This window comes from Agrococcus sp. KRD186 (assembly GCF_017168255.1).
Taxonomy (GTDB): Bacteria; Actinomycetota; Actinomycetes; order Actinomycetales; family Microbacteriaceae; genus Agrococcus.
This window is the reverse complement of sequence record NZ_JABFAP010000001.1, coordinates 216468-231636: the sequence shown is the minus strand read 5'-3', so window position 1 is coordinate 231636 and position 15169 is coordinate 216468. Positions and strand designations below refer to the sequence as shown.

Here is a 15169-nt window from a genome sequence, read left to right as displayed (position 1 = left end):
GTACCGTGGCGGGATGCAGCCGGACGACGTCGCTCTCGCCCTCGACGCGATCGGCGAGCCGGTGTGGATTGCGGGCGGCTGGGGGGTCGACGCGCTCGTGGGGCGGCAGACGCGCGAGCACCGCGACCTCGACGTGCTGGTCCCCGCTGCTCGCCTCGAGGCCGCGCTCGCCGCCCTTGCCGAGCTCGGCTGCGAAGTAGAGACGGACTGGCTCCCGGTGCGCGTCGAGGTGGCCGGCGCCCGCCTGCGGGTCGACCTGCATCCGGTGATCGAACGGTCGGATGCGCTCGTGCAGCGGGTGCTCGACGGCGAGCTGTGCTACCCGATCGAGCGCCTGACGACCGGTCTCATCGGCGATCGACCCGTGCGGTGCATCGATGTCGAGCTGCAGCGCGAGCTGCACAGCGGCTACGAGCCGCGCGCGGCCGACGTGCACGATCTCGCACGGCTCGACGAGATCGGGAGCCGCTCCTAGCCCAGGAAGCGGCCCGCCCGTCGCTGCAGCCGCTTGCGCTCGGTGCGCTCGCGCATCTGGTCGCGCGAGGCGTAGTTCGTCAGCTCGCGGAACGGGTCTCGCCCGACGAACCGCGGCGGCTCGGCGAGGATCGCCGTGACGGCCTTCTCGAGCTCCCAGTACTCGCCGATGCGGGTGCCCTGGCCCGGGTTCATGTGGCGCAGCCGGGCGTCGTAGCGCGTCTCGCCCCGCACCTCGATCTGCACGATGAAGCCGCGCGTGGCGCCGGCGACCGACACCATCCAGAAGCCCGGCCCGAGATCAGTGACGGTGGCGCTGTCGTCGCTCGCGGCGGCCGCCGCGGCCTGCGCGTCGGTGCGCTCGCGCTTCGCGCGCCACTGTTCGAACTCGGTCACGCCACCATCGTGCCACCCCGGACCGACACGACGACGGATGCCACGCATCCGCCGGGCATGCGCGGCCGTCAGTGGCGTCGGTGCGTGGCCTGGCTCGGGTGCTCGCTGCGCTGGGCCAGCCAGAGGCCGACGCCGAGCGAGAGGGCGCCGGTCGCGACGCCGAGCGCCGCGCCCACGGGAGCCATGGAGACGTCGAACTGGGTGAGCGCGAACAGTAGCGCGGCGATGAGCACCATGACCGAGAGCCCCAGCGCGGTCACGAGCCACGGCTGGGCCCCCTGGTCGACGAAGCGCCGGCCGAAGACGACGGCGACCGACGCGGGCACGCCGAGCGCGAGGCCGAGGATGAGCCCGCGCTGCAGCCCCTGGCCGCCCGGCGCGGAGGCGAGCCCCAAGGCGAAGCCGGCGACCACGCCGACGGCGAGGGCGATCACGGCGGCCCAGGCGAGCGGCACCCTGTAGTCGATCGGCGCCCGGTGCTGTGCGATGGCCATGATCGCTGCCTCCTCCGCGGCGAGCCTCGTCGCTGCTGCAGCCAGCGTGCTCCGCGGAGCACCCGTTTGCAACCGCTGTTACAGAACCTTGCGGCTTCGCTCAGCCGCGCCTGCGCAACGGCTCTGCGCACCCTGGGTCAGGCGTCAGGGATGCGCCAGTCGATCGGCGCAGCCCCCTGCGCCGCCAGCGCCGCGTTCGCGCGCGAGAAGGGGCGCGAGCCGAAGAAGCCGCGGTGGGCGCTCAGCGGCGACGGGTGCGGCGAGGCGATCACCGGCACGCCCTCGAGCAGCGGCGTGAGCGACTGCGCGTGCGCTCCCCAGAGGATCGCCACGAGCGGCACCCGCGCGCCCGCGGCGTCGCGCCGGGCGACCAGCGCGCGGATCGCCGTCTCCGTCACCTGCTCCCAGCCCCAGCGCCGGTGCGAGCCCGTGACGCCGGCCTCGACCGTCAGCACGCGGTTGAGCAGCAGCACGCCCTGATCGGCCCAGCTCGAGAGATCGCCGTGCGCGGCGGGCTCGATGCCGAGGTCGTCGTGCAGCTCGCGGTAGATGTTGCCGAGCGAGCGCGGCAGCGGCCGCAGGTGCCGCTCGACCGCGAACGCAAGGCCGATCGAGTGCCCGGGCGTCGGGTACGGGTCCTGGCCGACCACCAGCACCCGGGTATCGGCCATCGGCCGCCGGAAGGCGCGCAGCACCGCGTCGCCGGGCGGCAGCGCGGGCCTGCCGGCGGCGGCCTCGGCGCGCAACCGCTCGCCCAAGTCGTGCACGACGTGCTCGACGGGCGCCAGCGCATCCGCCCACCCCGCATCGACGAGCTCGGCGAGCGGCCGGGCGCTCATGCCGCGAGCACCCCGATGCTGACCCGCTCGCCGTCGCGGTCGGCCGTCCAGACGCTGCCGTCGCCGGCGACCTCGAGGCCGCCCGGGCCGATGATGAGCGAGGTGTTCTCGTCGATCGCCACCACCCGCTCGGCCAGCCCCGCGTGCACCAGCGCCACCGCGCGCGAGAGCGTGCCGAACTGCGCGCAGTGCACGTCGACGACCAGGTCGATCAGGCCCAGGCCCGCGTCGAGCGTGACGTCGTCGAGGCCCTCGGCGTTCGACTGCGCCGTGACGGGCACGCCGCCGATGCGCCAGCCGCCCAGCAGCGCCACGTCGCCGGCGATCATCGCGCCGGCCGAGAAGCCCGCGTAGGGCACGCCGGTGGAGACCAGCCCGCGGATCGTGTCGGCCGCCGGCATGACGGCCGCGTGATAGCCGGGGGTCAGGCCGCCGCCGATGAAGATGCCGTCGGCGCCGCCCAGGTCGGTCGGCAGCAGTGTGCGCTCGGCGGTCAGCTGCACAACGTTGACGGTGCCCGCGCCGAGCTTGGTCAGGTCGTCGACGTAGTCGGCGTGCCACGTCGCGCCCTCGGCCTCGTCGGCCGCCCACAGCACCACCACGATCGTCGGCGGGCCGCCGGCGCGCTGCCGCGCCTCGTCGATGAAGCGGCCCGTCCAGCGCGACTCGTCGTCGGCCCAGCCGCCGCCCAGCAGGTGAATGCTCATGGTGGCAAGTCTCTCAGGCTGCGACGCCGACGTCTCGCGGCCGCCCGACTGACCACGTGACACCCGCGCCAGTCCCGTCAGCCGCCGAGCGACGCGCGTGCGTCGGCGAGCAGCACGTACAGGTGCAGTGGGTCGGTCGGCGACGGCACGAAGCCCAGCGATGCGTAGAACGCAGCAGCTTCGGCGTGCAGCCCGTGCACGAGCAGCACCCGAACTCCGATCCGGTCGGCCGCCGCGAGCGTCGACAGGATGGCATCGCGGACCAGGTGCATGCCGAGCCCCGTGCCCTGGGCGCTGCGGTCGACGGCGAGCCGGCCCAGCAGCACCGCCGGCAGCGGGTCGGGCGTGTTGCGTCGGACCCGCCCCGCAACCTGCGAGTGCGCGATCGTCACCGCCGACAGCGTGTAGTAGCCGACCACGCGACCGCCGGCGACGCTCACGTAGCAGCGCGCGACACCGGCGAGCTGGTTCGCCAGCGCCCGTTCGGCGAGGTAGCGGTCGAGCGATTCCTCACCCGAGTCGAACCCGGCCGTGACGTCCGTCGCAGTGATCGGTCGCGGTCGCTCCACGGTCACGCCGGCCGCGGCACGGCGGCCGCATCCCACGGACTCGGCTCGCCCAGCAGCGCCGCCAGCTCCGGGATGCGCTGCGCAGGCCGGTCGAGGATCGTCTCGAACTCCTGCCACGCGGCATCGTCGAGCCGGAAGAGCCGGCGGTCGGCAAGCGTGTCCTCCGCTCGCACGACGGCAGCGGCCGTGACGAAGTCGGTGAGCGTCTGGCCAGAGGCCGTTGCAGCATCGCGGATCAGCGCGTCCTGCTCGGGGGTGAGGCGCACAGCAAGCCGAGCCTGCTTGCGCGCTGTGGCGCCTGGAGTCGCGGTCATTTCATGAGTGTACGCCTGTTGGGCGCACACGGACAGACGATCAGCCGCCGCGGCAAGATCTCAACGTGTGAGGTGCTCGTTCGGCGCACACCATGCAGCGAACCGCCACCTCACACGTTGAGAATCGCTCAGCCGTGCGCGGCGAGCACCTCGTCGAGGATCGCGAGGCCCGCGTGGGCGTCCTCGTCGCTGATCACCAGCGGCGGCACGACGTGGATGCGGTTGTCGGCCCCGAACGGCACGTAGCCGCGCTCGAGCAGCGCCGCCTTGATGGAGGCGATGACGGATGCGTCGACCGGCTCACGGGTCTCGCGGTCCTTGACGAGATCCAGGGCCCAGAAGACGCCGCGGCCGCGCACCTCGCCGATGATCGGGTGCCGCTCGGCCATCTCGCGCAGCGCCGGGCCGAAGACGTCCTCCCCGAGGTGCTTCGCGTGCTCGACGATGCCCTCCTCGGTCATCGCATCGATCGACGCGACGATCGAGGCGGCGGCGAGCGGGTTGCCCGAGTAGGTGAGGCCGCCCGGGATCGCCCGCTCGCGGAAGGTCGCCAGGATCTGCTCGCTGATGACGACGCCGCCGACCGGCACGTAGCCCGAGTTCACGCCCTTCGCGAAGGTGACCAGGTCGGGCTTGACGCCGTCGTGCTGGTGCGCGAACCAGTAGCCGGTGCGGCCGAAGCCCGCCATCACCTCGTCGAAGATCAGCACGATGCCGAACTCGTCGGCGAGCTCGCGCAGCCCCTGCAGGTAGCCGGGCGGCGGCAGCAGGATGCCGGCCGTGCCCGGCACCGCCTCGACGATGATGGCCGCGAAGGTCGACGGCCCCTCCGCCTCGATCACCCGGCGCGCGTGCCGCAGCGCTCGCTCGCCCTCCTGCTCCTCGGTCTCCGCCCAGAACTCCGAGCGGTACAGGAACGGCCCGAAGCAGTGCACGTGGCCGGTCGCGTACTCGTTGCCCACGCGGCGCGCATCGCCGGTCGCGTTGATCGCCGAGCCGGTGTTGCCGTGGTACGAGCGGTAGTGCGAGAGCACCTTGGCCCGCCCCGTGTGGACGCGGGCCATCCGGATCGCGTTCTCCACCGCATCCGCCCCACCGTTGGTGAAGAAGACGGCAGCCATGTCGTCGATCTTCGACAGGATGCGCTCGGCCGCCTCACCACGACGCAGGTTCGTGGTGGGCGGCGCGATCGTCGCGAGCTCGGCGGCCTGCTGCTGGATCGCCGCCACGACCTTCGGGTGCGAGTGCCCGATGTTCGTGTTGACCAGCTGGCTGGAGAAGTCCAGGTACTCTCGGCCCTCGTAATCCCACATGCGCACGCCCTCGGCGCGCGCGATCGTGAACGGATTGACCTGGCCGTGCTTCGACCAGGAGTGCAGCACGAGCTCGTCGAGCTCGCGTGCGCGGTCGCCTGCAGCAGGGTCGGGTGTGGTCATGCTCGCTCCTCGCGTGGTGTCTGACGGGGCCTGTCTTCGGACTCTACTGGCCGCCCTCCTGCAGCTCGACCTCGATGGGTGCGTAGTCGGCGCCGAACACGTCGACGCCCTCGGCCTCGAGCTCGTCGAGCGCCTGCTGCACGTACTCGTTCGTCCATGCGCCCTCGTCGGGCTCGGCGGTCAGCACCGTCGCGCCGTCCTGGTTGGCGGTGTTCATGGCGATCTCGACGGTCTGATCCCAGGCGGCCTCATCGATCAGGCCGATGCCGCCCTCTGCGGGCCACACGAGCCGGTTGGTCTCGTTGACCATCCACTGCTGGTGCGAGGCGCCCAGCTGGCTGCCCGCGTCGACGACGATCTGCGCCGTCCCCTCCGGGTTGTCGCGCGCATACATCCAGCCCTGGATCGACGCCTTGATGAACGCGACCGTGGTGGCCTGGAACTCCGGGTCCTCGAGCCGGTCGCTGGCCGTCCAGATGGCGTCCTGCAGCATCGCGGTGCCGACGTCGTTCCAGTCGAGCACCGAGAAGTCCTCGGCGGTGTAGAGCTCGCCCGTGTCTGGGTCGACACTCTCGAGCAGCTGCGCGTACTCGTTGTAGGTCATCGCCTGCGCGGCGTCGATGTCGCCGGAGAGCAGGCCCGACATGTCGAAGGCCTGCTGCACGAGCGTCACGTCGCTCATCGGGTCGAGCCCGGCCTCGGTGAGCGCGGCGAACAGCTCGAACTCGTTGCCGAAGCCCCACGAGCCGACGTTCTTGCCCTCGAGGTCGGCGACCGAGTCGATGCCGGCGTCGGCGAACGACACCTGCAGGGTGCCCGAGCGCTGGAAGATCTGCGCCACGTCGGTGATCATCGCGCCCTGCTCGCGGCTCGCGAGCGCCTTCGGCACCCACGCGATCGCGAAGTCGGCCGAGCCGCTGGCGACCGCCGTCTGCGGCACGATGTCGGCGCCGCCCTCGGCGATGGTCACGTCGAGCCCGGCGTCCTCGTAGAAGCCCTGGTCGAGGGCCGCGTAGTAGCCGGCGAACTGGCCCTGCGCGAACCACTGCAGCTGCAGCGTGATGGGGGTGAGCTCGTCACTGCCCTCGGCGCCCGGCTCGGATTCGCTGGGTGCGGCTCCTGGCGAGCAGGCGGCGAGGATGACGGATGCGGCTGCCGCGGCCGCCGCGAGGAGGGTGCGGCGGCGCTTCGATCGACCGGGCGTGGCTGCGTTGCGTTGCATGGTGGTCTCGATTCTGGTGAAGGGTGGTGCTGGTTGGTGTGCTGGTGAGGGGATATCAGGTGATGGGGATGTGCGCCCAGCGGCTGGCGAGCCGCTCGGCGAGCAGGGTGACGCCGTAGAAGACCAGGCCGAGCACGATCGATGCCACGACGTAGGCCCAGGCGCGCGGGTAGCCGGACTGCGCGGCGGCGCTGGCGATGCGGCTGCCGAGGCCGTTCTGCAGGCCGCCGAAGTACTCCGCCACGACCGCGGAGATGACGGCGATCGACGAGGCGATGGTGAGCCCGCCGAAGACGTAGGGCACCGCGCCCGGCAGCGTGACGATGCGGGTCGCCTGCCAGCCGCTCGCGCCGTAGGCGCGCATGAGGTCGAGGTGCACGGGGCGCACCTGCCGCAGGCCCCGGAGCGTGGTGATGAACACCGGCACGAACGAGGCGATCGCGACGACCAGGATGCGCGGCATCTCGCTGGTGGCTCCGTACATCGTCTGCAGCACCGGCGCGAGCGCCACGATCGGCACGACGGCGATCGCCGCCACCAGCGGCGCCACCAGCTGGTCGATCCAGCGCACGCGGGAGGCGAGCGCGGCGATGACCACGGCGACCGCCGCGCCCAGCAGCAGCCCGATGAGGGCGTTGGTGCCGGTGGCGATCGTCGCCTGCGCGATGCCGCCGATGGCGCTGACCAGCTGGTCGAGGATGGCGCTGGGCGCCGGCAGCAGGTAGGGCTGGATGTCGAGCAGGTGCACGGCCGCCTCCCACACCCCGAGCGCTGCGGCGCCGAGCGCCAGCGGGGCGGCGACGCGCACCCAGCCCTGCCCGCTCCAGTGCCGGCGGGCGGCCCTGCGCCCGCCCGCCTGGCCCAGCGCGATCTGCCGGGTCGCCGTGTCGGTCATCGCGTCTCGACCCCCCTCGCCGCGGCCTCGGGCGCCGTAGCGCCGCTCGCCGTAGCGCCGCGCTCGGCAGCGGTGTCACGACCGTGGAGCGCCTCCCGCACCGCCGTGACCGAGCGGAAGAACGCATCCGACTCTCGCATCGACTCGGGGTCGGCCGACGCATCCGGCCGGTCGATGTCGACGATCTCGGTGATGCGGCCGGGCCGCGGGCTCATCACCACCACCCGGTCGGCGAGGAAGACCGCCTCCGGGATCGAGTGGGTGACGAAGACGACCGCCGCGCCCGTCTCGGTGCGGATGCGCAGCAGCTCGCCCTGCAGCCGCTCGCGGGTCATCTCGTCGAGGGCGCCGAAGGGCTCGTCCATCAGCAGCAGCCGCGGGTGCTCGGCGAGCGAGCGGGCGATCGCGACGCGCTGCTGCATGCCGCCGGAGAGCTGATCGGGGTGGTGGTCGGCGAAGTCGCCCAGCCCCACCAGCTCGACCAGCTCGTCGGCCCGCGCCCTGCGTGCGGCGGCGGATGCGCCGTGCAGCTCGAGCGGGAGCTCGACGTTGGCGCGCACGGTGCGCCACGGCAGCAGGCCCGCCTGCTGGAAGGCGATGCCGTAGGCGCGCTCGAGGCGCGCCTGGCGGGCGGGCATGCCGAAGACCCGCACCTCGCCGGCGCTCGGCTCGTCGAGGTCGGCGATCAGCCGCATGAGCGTCGACTTGCCACAGCCCGACGGCCCGATCAGCGCCACGAACTCGCCGTCTGCGACGGTCAGGCTCACCTCGTCGAGCGCCCGCACCGAGTCTGTGCGGGTCTCGAACACCTTCGTGACGGCTTCGACCTCGACCGCGCTCATCGCGCCTCCGCTCTTCGGTAGTTGTGGAGCAGCAGCCCCGCGAGTGCGACGGCGCCCGCCGCGACGAGCCCGAGCACGACGGCGCCGGCGATCGGCGCCCACGCCTTCGCGGGATCGGAGGAGCCCGACTGGGCGTACTCGACGATCAGCCTGCCGATGCCGCCGCGGGCGCCGGTGGAGACCTCGGCCACGACGGTGCCGATGATGGCCGTCGCCGTGCCCAGCCGCAGCGCGGCCAGCAGGTGCGGCACCGCTGCCGGCAGCCGCAGGTAGCGCAGCGTCTTCCACCAGCCGGCGCCCTGCGCGCGGAAGAGGTCGAGGTGCGCCTGCTCGGGGCTGCGGAGCCCCCGCAGCGTGCCGATCGCGACCGGGAAGAAGGCCAGGTAGGAGGCGATCACCGCCACGCTCATCCACCGCTCCCATTCGAACGGCCCGAGCTGCAGCCTGCCGCCCCACGCCACCACCAGGGGTGCCAGCGCGATCAGCGGCACGGTCTGGCTGAGGATGAGCCAGGGCAGCACGGCACGGTCGGCGAGCAGGAAGCGCTGCATCAGCAGCGCCAGCAGCACGCCCACCACCGCGCCCAGCAGCATGCCGACGCCCGCGATGCCGAGCGTCGAGGCCGCCGCCTGCGCGACCGCCACGATCACCAGCTCGTCGCTGGCGCTCGAGGCCGGCTGGAAGGCGCGCGCCACCGAGTCCCACACGTGCGGCATCGCCAGCTCGGTGGTGCGCGGCAGCAGCACGGTCTCGCCGATCGAGATGCCCTCGGCGGGCCCGAGCAGCTTGTAGCCCTCCCAGAGCACGGCCAGCGAGAGCACGCCGAGCGCGCCGAAGCCGATCGCCCGGGTCTGCCTGCTGCTCAGCCGCAAGGAGTCACGACCTGGCCGCGGTGTGCTCGCGCAGCGCCGGGATGATGCGCTCGCCGTACTGGCGCAGCGTCTCCTCCTTGTCGTCGTGCATGACGTAGGCGGCGAACTGGTCGACGCCGAGCTCCTTCAGGCGCGTGAGCTTCTCGATGTGGTCGTCGGCGCTGCCGAGCACGCAGAAGCGGTCGACGATCGCATCCGGCACGAAGTCGACGTGGTCGTTGTCGGCCTTGCCGTGCGAGTTGTAGTCGTAGCCCTCGCGCTGCTCGATGTAGTCGGCCAGGTCCTTCGGGATCGCGCCCGCCTCGCCGTCGGTGCCGGCGGACGTGCCGTAGCGCTCGACGATGTCGGCCACGTGGTTGCCGACCATGCCGCCGAACCAGCGCGACTGCTCGCGCTGGTGGGCGATGTCGTCGCCCACGTAGGCGGGCCCGGCGACGCAGATCTTGATCGACATCGGGTCGCGGCCGGCGTTGTCGGCGGCGCTGCGCACGTGGTCGATCATCCACGCGGTGATCTCGGGGTCGGCCAGCTGCAGGATGAAGCCGTCGGCGACCTCGCCCGTGAGCTTGAGCGCCATCGGGCCGTAGGCGGCCACCCACACCGGCAGCTCCGAGCCGTGCGACCAGGGCAGTCGCAGCGTCACGGGCTCGCCATCGGCGGCCGCCACCTCCACCTCGCGGCTCGAGCCCAGCTCGCGGATCACGTGCACCGCCTGGCGCAGGTCCTTCAGCGTGGTGGGCTTGCCGCCGCCGACGCGCACCGCCGAGTCGCCGCGGCCGATGCCGCAGATCGTGCGGTTGCCGTACATCTCGTTCAGGGTGGCGAAGACGGATGCGGTGACCGACCAGTCGCGCGTCGCCGGGTTGGTCACGAACGGGCCGACCGTCACCCGCCGGGTGGCGGCGAGGATGGCCGAGTGGATCACGTAGGGCTCCTGCCACAGCACGTGGCTGTCGAAGGTCCACACGTTGTCGAACCCGTGCACCTCGGCGAGCTGCGCGAGCTGCACCGTGCGGCTCGCGGGCGGGTTGGTCTGGAAGACGGCGCCGAAGTCCATCATGCTCCGATCGGTCGAGGGGTCGGGGTGGCCCTGTGCGGTGTCGGGCAGGTCACAGCAGGTACTGGCTCAGGCCGCGCCGCACGTACGCACCGTCGCCCGCCTTGCCCAGGTACGCATCCGCATCGACGATCACCCGGCCGCGGCTCATCACGGTGTCGACGTGGCCGTCGATCTCGTAGCCCTCCCACGCGGAGTAGTCCATGTTCATGTGGTGGGTCTTCTCGAGGCCGATCGAGGTGTGGCCCTTCGGGTCGTAGACGACGATGTCGGCGTCGGCGCCGGGCTGGATGACGCCCTTCTTGCCATACAGGCCGAACATGCGCGCGGGCGTGGTGGCGGTGATCTCGACCCAGCGCTCGGGCGTGAGGTGGCCGTCGACGACGCCCTGGAAGAGCAGGTCCATGCGGTGCTCGACCGAGCCGATGCCGTTGGGGATCTTCGAGAAGTCGCCCAGGCCCAGCTCCTTCTGATCCTTCATGCAGAAGGGGCAGTGGTCGGTGGAGACCATCTGGATGTCGTTGGTGCGCAGCGCCGTCCAGAGCTCGTCGCTGTGGTGCTCGTGCTTCGAGCGCAGCGGTGTCGAGCACACCCACTTGGCGCCCTCGAAGCCGCCCCACTGATCGCCCTTCGCCCCCAGCTGGTCCTCGAGCGAGAGGTAGAGGTACTGCGGGCAGGTCTCGCCGAAGACGTTCTGGCCGCCGTCGCGGGCCGTGGCGATCTGCGCCACCGCCTGCTTCGCGCTCACGTGCACGACGTAGAGCGGGGCGCCGGTGAGGTTGGCGAGCATGATCGACCGGTGCGTCGCCTCCTCCTCCATCTGCCAGGCGCGCGCGATGCCGTGGAAGTAGGGGTCGGTCTTGCCCTGCGCGAGCAGCTGCTGCGCGAGCACGTCGATCGCCGGGCCGTTCTCGGCGTGCATCATCGTCATCAGGCCCGTGTCGGCCGAGACCTGCATGGCCTTCAGCACCTGCGCGTCGTCGGAGTAGAACACGCCGGGGTAGGCCATGAAGAGCTTGAAGCTCGAGACCCCCTCGTCGAGCAGGCCGCGCATGGCCTGGAGAGACTCGTCGTTGACGTCGCCGATGATCTGGTGGAAGCCGTAGTCGACCGCGCAGTTGCCCGCCGCCTTCTCATGCCAGGCGGCCAGGCCGTCCTCCACCCGCTCGCCGTACTTCTGGATCGCGAAGTCGATGATCGTGGTGGTGCCGCCCCAGGCCGCCGCGCGCGTGCCGGTCTCGAAGGTGTCGCTCGCCTCCGTGCCGCCGAAGGGCATCTGCATGTGCGTGTGCGCGTCGATGCCGCCGGGGATGACGTACTTGCCGGTCGCATCCACCACCGCGTCGACGCTCTGCTTGAGGTCGACGCCGAGCAGCTCGCTGCCGGGCTCGAGCACGGCGCGGATGGTCTCGCCGTCGACGAGCACGTCGGCGAGCGAGCGGCCGGTGGCGGAGACGACGGTGCCTCCCGTGATGAGGGTCGTTGCCATCGTGCGCTCCTTACGGCTTCGCGATCTGGGTGTACGAGTCGGGCCGGCGATCCCGGTAGAACTGCCAGTCGTCGCGCATCTCCTTCACCAGATCCATGTCGAGATCGCGGATCAGCAGCTCCTCGTCGGTCTCGGAGCCGCGCTCGCCCACCCAGTTGCCGCGCGGGTCGATCACCTGGCTGGTGCCGTAGAAGTCGACGGCGAGCTCGCCGTACTCGTTGTCCTCGCGGGCGACGCGGTTGGGCTGCAGCACGAAGTAGCCGTTCGCGACCGCCGCCGCGGGGCCCTCGACCTCCCACAGCCGGTTCGACAGGCCGGGCTTGGTGGCATTGGGGTTGAAGACGATCTGGGCGCCCGAGAGGCCGAGCTCGCGCCAGCCCTCGGGGAAGTGCCGGTCGTAGCAGATGTGCACGCCGACCTTGCCGACGGCGGTCTCGAACATCGGGTAGCCGAGGTTGCCGGGGCGGAAGTAGAACTTCTCCCAGAAGCGGTCGAGGTGCGGCAGGTGGTGCTTGCGGTACTTGCCGAGAATCGTGCCGTCGGCATCGACGACGACCGCGGTGTTGTAGTAGACGCCGGTCTGCTCCTCCTCGTAGATGGGGAGGATCGTGACCATGTGCAGCTCCTTCGCGAGCGCCGCGAAGCGCTGCACGATGGGGCCGTCGGCCGGCTCGGCGAAGTCGTAGTACTTCTTGTCCTGCGTGATGCCGAAGTAGGGGCCGTAGAAGAGCTCCTGGAAGCAGATGACCTGCGCGCCCTGCTCGGCGGCTTCTCGCATGAACGCCTCGTGGCGATCGAGCATCGACGCCTTGTCGCCCGTCCACGTCGTCTGGGTGATCGCTGCACGAACTGTGGTCATGCTTTCCTCAACTTCCTCGTCGCGGGGTCCGGCACACGCCGGAGGGCCAGTCAACCCCAGACCGTCGCCGAGCGGTAGGGGGCGGGGTCGAACGTTATAGAGCGCTCGGGAAAACCGCAGGTCGGATCGTTCCGCTGGCACCGTCGGCGCGGTGCCAGCACCGCGGCGCAGGGGTAGACTGCAAGCGCGCCGGGCATCACCTCCGCGCGCGAACCGCACGATCGTTCGCGTCAGCCTGCCCTGGAGGCCCCTTCGATGCCCGCAACCCGCCGCACCTCGCCCGCTCGAGTGCTCATCGCCGACGCGCGACTGCGCTCCCGCGTGCTCGCCGCATCCGTCATCAGCGTGCTCGCACTCACCGGGTGCAGCGTGCAGCCGACCGGCGGCGGGCCGACCACCGAGCCCACCGGCGCGGGATCGACCCCTGCGGCCGCAGCTGCCGTCGACGACTGCGGCGTGAGCGTGCCGCCGATGGCGCAGCCGGCCGAGCGGATCGTGGCGATCAAGTCGACCGCGGCAGAGCTGGTGGTGGCGCTGGGCCTGGGCGACCGCCTCGTGACGACCGCCTTCCTCGACGGGCCGCTGGAGGCATCCGACGGCACGCCCATCGAGGCGCCCACGATCGAGGGCATGCCCTCGCGCGAGGCGGTGCTCGATCTCGAGCCGGATGCGGTGGTGGCGGGCTGGGAGTCGGCCTTCGCCCCCGAGGCGGTCGGCGACCGCGAGCAGCTGCAGCAGCTGGGCGTGACCACGTGGGTCTCCCCCGCCGCCTGCTGGTCGACCGAGGTGCCGCCGCTCACCTGGGACGCGCTGTTCGGCGAGTTCGCCGACGCCGGCGCCGTGCTGGGCGTGCCCGAGGCCGGGGCCTCGCTGGCCGAGTCGCAGCGGGCGGCGCTCGAGGCGGTCGAGCCGGTGGCTCGCGGTGGCGCGGGCGGCGGTGCGGCCGGCGCGGGCGGCGCGGCCGGCGCGGGTGGCGCGGCCGGCGCGGGCGGCGCGGCCGGCGACGAGCTGACCGCCCTCTGGTACTCCTCGGGCGAGGACGCCCCCTACGTCGGCGCAGGTTCGGGCGCCCCGCAGCTCGTGCTCGACGCGGCCGGCCTCACGAACGTCGCCGCCGACATCGACGAGACGTGGACGACCCTGTCGTGGGAGGCGCTCGCCTCCAGCGACCCCGACGTGATCGTGCTCGTCGACGCCCCCTGGCACACGGCCGAGTCGAAGATCGAGCGGCTGCGGGCGAACGCCGCGACGGCGCAGCTCGAGGCCGTGCAGCAGGAGCGGTTCGTGGTCGTGCCGTTCCCGATGGCCGAGGCGGGCGTCGGCACCGTCTCCGCAGCGCAGACGGTGGCGGATGCGGTGCGCGCGATGGGCGTGGAATGACGCGAACCGATCGTGGCGCCTCGGGCGCCGCCGCCGACTCGCGGCCGCCGACCGACTCGCGGCCGCCGACCGAACGGTCGCAAGCGGCACCTCTCGCGCCCGGAACCGGGCCGAACGCGCCCGCTCGGGCGGCAGGTATAGGGCGGGTTGCTCACGAACGCGGCGACGAAGCGCAACACGCCCGATACCTGGGGCGCGCGCGGAGCGCGGAGGGCGCGCGGAGCGCGGAGGGCGCGCGGAGCGCGGAGGGCGCGGCGCGCGCGCGGGGCGCGCGGGGAGTGGCGCGCACGCGGCGCTGGGCGCTGCCGGCGCTGGGGGCGGTGCTCTTGGCTGCGGCGCTCGCGGCGGTGTGCTTCGGCGCCGCGGGCATCGCGCCCGCCGACGCGTTCGCCTCGCTCGCCGCGCGGCTGGGCATCGGCACGACGCCGCTGAGCGCGATCGAGGACGCCATCGTGGTGGAGCTGCGCCTGCCGCGCGTGCTCGCCGCCTGCGCGGTGGGCGCCGGGCTCGCGATCGTCGGCGTGGTCATGCAGGCGCTCGTGCGCAACCCGCTCGCCGACCCCTACCTGCTGGGCGTCTCCTCCGGCGCGTCGGTCGGCGCGGTGCTGGTGCTGATCGCCGGACTCGGCGTGCTGCTGCCGGTGGCGGCGTTCGCCGGCGCGCTGCTGGCGCTGCTGGCGACACTCGGCCTCGCGGGCGCGGCGGGTGGGGCCACGCCCACCCGCACCGTGCTCGCGGGCGTCGTGGTCGCATCCGCCGCCTCGGCCCTCGTCTCGCTGGTGATCTTCTGGGGGGCCGACGGCGATGCGTACCGGGAGATCCTGGCGTGGCTGCTGGGCTCGCTCGCCTCGATCAGCTGGCAGAGCGCCCTCATCGCGCTGGTGGGCGCCGCGCTTGCGCTGCCGCTGCTCGTGAGCGGGCGGCTGCTGGATGCGCTCTCGCTCGGCGACAGCGCGGCCGGGGCGCTCGGCGTCGACGCCCGCCGCACCCGCTGGGTGCTGCTGGTGGCGTGCGCGCTCGTGACCGGCGTGCTGGTGTCGGTCTCGGGCGCGATCGGCTTCATCGGCCTGGTGGTGCCGCACGCGGTGCGGCTGGTGGTGGGCTCCTCGCACGCGCTGCTGCTGCCCGCCTCGGGGCTCGCCGGAGCGATCGTGCTGCTGGTCGCCGACACCGTCGCGCGCGCCGCCTTCGACCCGCGCGAGCTGCCCGTCGGCATCGTCACCGCGCTGATCGGCGCTCCGGTGTTCGCGGCGCTCATGCTCACCGGGCGAGTGCGCACATGAGCGGCATGGATGGGCACGCCACCGGGGCGCCGGGCGGGCTC

General features: G+C 72.5%; 17 protein-coding genes. 3 read left to right on the top strand and 14 right to left on the bottom strand.

The features are described from left to right. Window positions 1-13 precede the first annotated feature (13 nt). Window positions 14-475, top strand: coding sequence for a nucleotidyltransferase domain-containing protein (locus J1M46_RS01170; RefSeq protein ID WP_206446164.1), 462 nt, complete (start codon window positions 14-16; stop codon window positions 473-475). Here the strand turns inward: J1M46_RS01170 and J1M46_RS01165 are convergent. The 14 genes from J1M46_RS01165 to J1M46_RS01100 form a co-directional block, all read right to left on the bottom strand. Then, window positions 472-870: a hypothetical protein gene (locus J1M46_RS01165; protein WP_206446163.1), complete on the bottom strand. Its 399-nt coding sequence runs from the start codon at window positions 868-870 to the stop codon at window positions 472-474. The two genes, J1M46_RS01170 and J1M46_RS01165, sit on opposite strands and share 4 nt — an antisense overlap. Window positions 871-938: 68 nt before the next feature. Further along, window positions 939-1364 carry a hypothetical protein gene (locus tag J1M46_RS01160; protein WP_206446162.1) on the bottom strand — a complete coding sequence of 142 codons (426 nt, stop codon included), beginning with the start codon at window positions 1362-1364 and terminating at the stop codon, window positions 939-941. Window positions 1365-1501: 137 nt separating this feature from the next. Further along, the gene (locus J1M46_RS01155) at window positions 1502-2203 is read right to left on the bottom strand and encodes a uracil-DNA glycosylase (protein ID WP_206446161.1); all 702 of its coding nucleotides are present in this window, start codon (window positions 2201-2203) and stop codon (window positions 1502-1504) included. Then, on the bottom strand, window positions 2200-2910 hold the full coding sequence (locus J1M46_RS01150) for a Type 1 glutamine amidotransferase-like domain-containing protein (RefSeq protein WP_206446160.1): 711 nt from the start codon (window positions 2908-2910) through the stop codon (window positions 2200-2202). The genes J1M46_RS01155 and J1M46_RS01150 overlap by 4 nt, the downstream gene beginning before the upstream one ends. Window positions 2911-2987: 77 nt before the next feature. Then, window positions 2988-3485: a GNAT family N-acetyltransferase gene (locus J1M46_RS01145; RefSeq protein WP_206446159.1), complete on the bottom strand. Its 498-nt coding sequence runs from the start codon at window positions 3483-3485 to the stop codon at window positions 2988-2990. Beyond that, window positions 3482-3793, bottom strand: a complete 312-nt coding sequence (locus J1M46_RS01140; protein ID WP_206446158.1) for a type II toxin-antitoxin system TacA family antitoxin — start codon at window positions 3791-3793, stop codon at window positions 3482-3484. The genes J1M46_RS01145 and J1M46_RS01140 overlap by 4 nt, the downstream gene beginning before the upstream one ends. Before the next feature lie 128 nt (window positions 3794-3921). Then, on the bottom strand, window positions 3922-5229 hold the full coding sequence (locus J1M46_RS01135; protein WP_206446157.1) for an aspartate aminotransferase family protein: 1308 nt from the start codon (window positions 5227-5229) through the stop codon (window positions 3922-3924). Window positions 5230-5272: 43 nt separating this feature from the next. After that, window positions 5273-6451, bottom strand: a complete 1179-nt coding sequence (locus tag J1M46_RS01130; RefSeq protein ID WP_206446156.1) for an ABC transporter substrate-binding protein — start codon at window positions 6449-6451, stop codon at window positions 5273-5275. A 55-nt stretch (window positions 6452-6506) separates the two neighbouring features. Then, entirely contained in the window at window positions 6507-7346 is an 840-nt protein-coding gene (locus J1M46_RS01125; protein ID WP_206446155.1) for an ABC transporter permease, read from the bottom strand. Next, the gene (locus tag J1M46_RS01120; RefSeq protein WP_206446154.1) at window positions 7343-8188 is read right to left on the bottom strand and encodes an ABC transporter ATP-binding protein; all 846 of its coding nucleotides are present in this window, start codon (window positions 8186-8188) and stop codon (window positions 7343-7345) included. The genes J1M46_RS01125 and J1M46_RS01120 overlap by 4 nt, the downstream gene beginning before the upstream one ends. Then, complete coding sequence (locus J1M46_RS01115; protein WP_342384216.1) at window positions 8185-9060, bottom strand: ABC transporter permease; 876 nt, start codon at window positions 9058-9060, stop codon at window positions 8185-8187. The genes J1M46_RS01120 and J1M46_RS01115 overlap by 4 nt, the downstream gene beginning before the upstream one ends. A gap of 4 nt (window positions 9061-9064) precedes the next feature. Next, entirely contained in the window at window positions 9065-10117 is a 1053-nt protein-coding gene (locus tag J1M46_RS01110; protein ID WP_206448507.1) for a TIGR03842 family LLM class F420-dependent oxidoreductase, read from the bottom strand. Window positions 10118-10169: 52 nt separating this feature from the next. Continuing rightward, complete coding sequence (gene hydA, locus J1M46_RS01105) at window positions 10170-11606, bottom strand: dihydropyrimidinase (RefSeq protein WP_206446153.1); 1437 nt, start codon at window positions 11604-11606, stop codon at window positions 10170-10172. 10 nt (window positions 11607-11616) lie between these two features. Then, complete coding sequence (locus J1M46_RS01100) at window positions 11617-12465, bottom strand: nitrilase-related carbon-nitrogen hydrolase (RefSeq protein ID WP_206446152.1); 849 nt, start codon at window positions 12463-12465, stop codon at window positions 11617-11619. A 255-nt stretch (window positions 12466-12720) separates the two neighbouring features. Between J1M46_RS01100 and J1M46_RS15570 the strand changes: the two genes are divergently transcribed. Next, window positions 12721-13845, top strand: coding sequence for an ABC transporter substrate-binding protein (locus J1M46_RS15570; RefSeq protein ID WP_206446151.1), 1125 nt, complete (start codon window positions 12721-12723; stop codon window positions 13843-13845). 278 nt (window positions 13846-14123) lie between these two features. Then, entirely contained in the window at window positions 14124-15128 is a 1005-nt protein-coding gene (locus J1M46_RS01090) for an iron chelate uptake ABC transporter family permease subunit (protein ID WP_342384215.1), read from the top strand. Window positions 15129-15169 lie beyond the last annotated feature (41 nt).

Bases quoted from the DNA above. Each gene is read 5' to 3' on its own strand.
- J1M46_RS01170 (WP_206446164.1), top strand. From the start codon at position 14: ATGCAGCCGGACGACGTCGCTCTCGCCCTCGACGCGATCGGCGAGCCG.
- J1M46_RS01160 (WP_206446162.1), bottom strand. From the start codon at position 1,364: ATGGCCATCGCACAGCACCGGGCGCCGATCGACTACAGGGTGCCGCTC.
- J1M46_RS01155 (WP_206446161.1), bottom strand. From the start codon at position 2,203: ATGAGCGCCCGGCCGCTCGCCGAGCTCGTCGATGCGGGGTGGGCGGAT.
- J1M46_RS01150 (WP_206446160.1), bottom strand. From the start codon at position 2,910: ATGAGCATTCACCTGCTGGGCGGCGGCTGGGCCGACGACGAGTCGCGC.
- J1M46_RS01140 (WP_206446158.1), bottom strand. From the start codon at position 3,793: ATGACCGCGACTCCAGGCGCCACAGCGCGCAAGCAGGCTCGGCTTGCT.
- J1M46_RS01135 (WP_206446157.1), bottom strand. From the start codon at position 5,229: ATGACCACACCCGACCCTGCTGCAGGCGACCGCGCACGCGAGCTCGAC.
- J1M46_RS01130 (WP_206446156.1), bottom strand. From the start codon at position 6,451: ATGCAACGCAACGCAGCCACGCCCGGTCGATCGAAGCGCCGCCGCACC.
- J1M46_RS01125 (WP_206446155.1), bottom strand. From the start codon at position 7,346: ATGACCGACACGGCGACCCGGCAGATCGCGCTGGGCCAGGCGGGCGGG.
- J1M46_RS01120 (WP_206446154.1), bottom strand. From the start codon at position 8,188: ATGAGCGCGGTCGAGGTCGAAGCCGTCACGAAGGTGTTCGAGACCCGC.
- J1M46_RS01110 (WP_206448507.1), bottom strand. From the start codon at position 10,117: ATGGACTTCGGCGCCGTCTTCCAGACCAACCCGCCCGCGAGCCGCACG.
- hydA (WP_206446153.1), bottom strand. From the start codon at position 11,606: ATGGCAACGACCCTCATCACGGGAGGCACCGTCGTCTCCGCCACCGGC.
- J1M46_RS01100 (WP_206446152.1), bottom strand. From the start codon at position 12,465: ATGACCACAGTTCGTGCAGCGATCACCCAGACGACGTGGACGGGCGAC.
- J1M46_RS15570 (WP_206446151.1), top strand. From the start codon at position 12,721: ATGCCCGCAACCCGCCGCACCTCGCCCGCTCGAGTGCTCATCGCCGAC.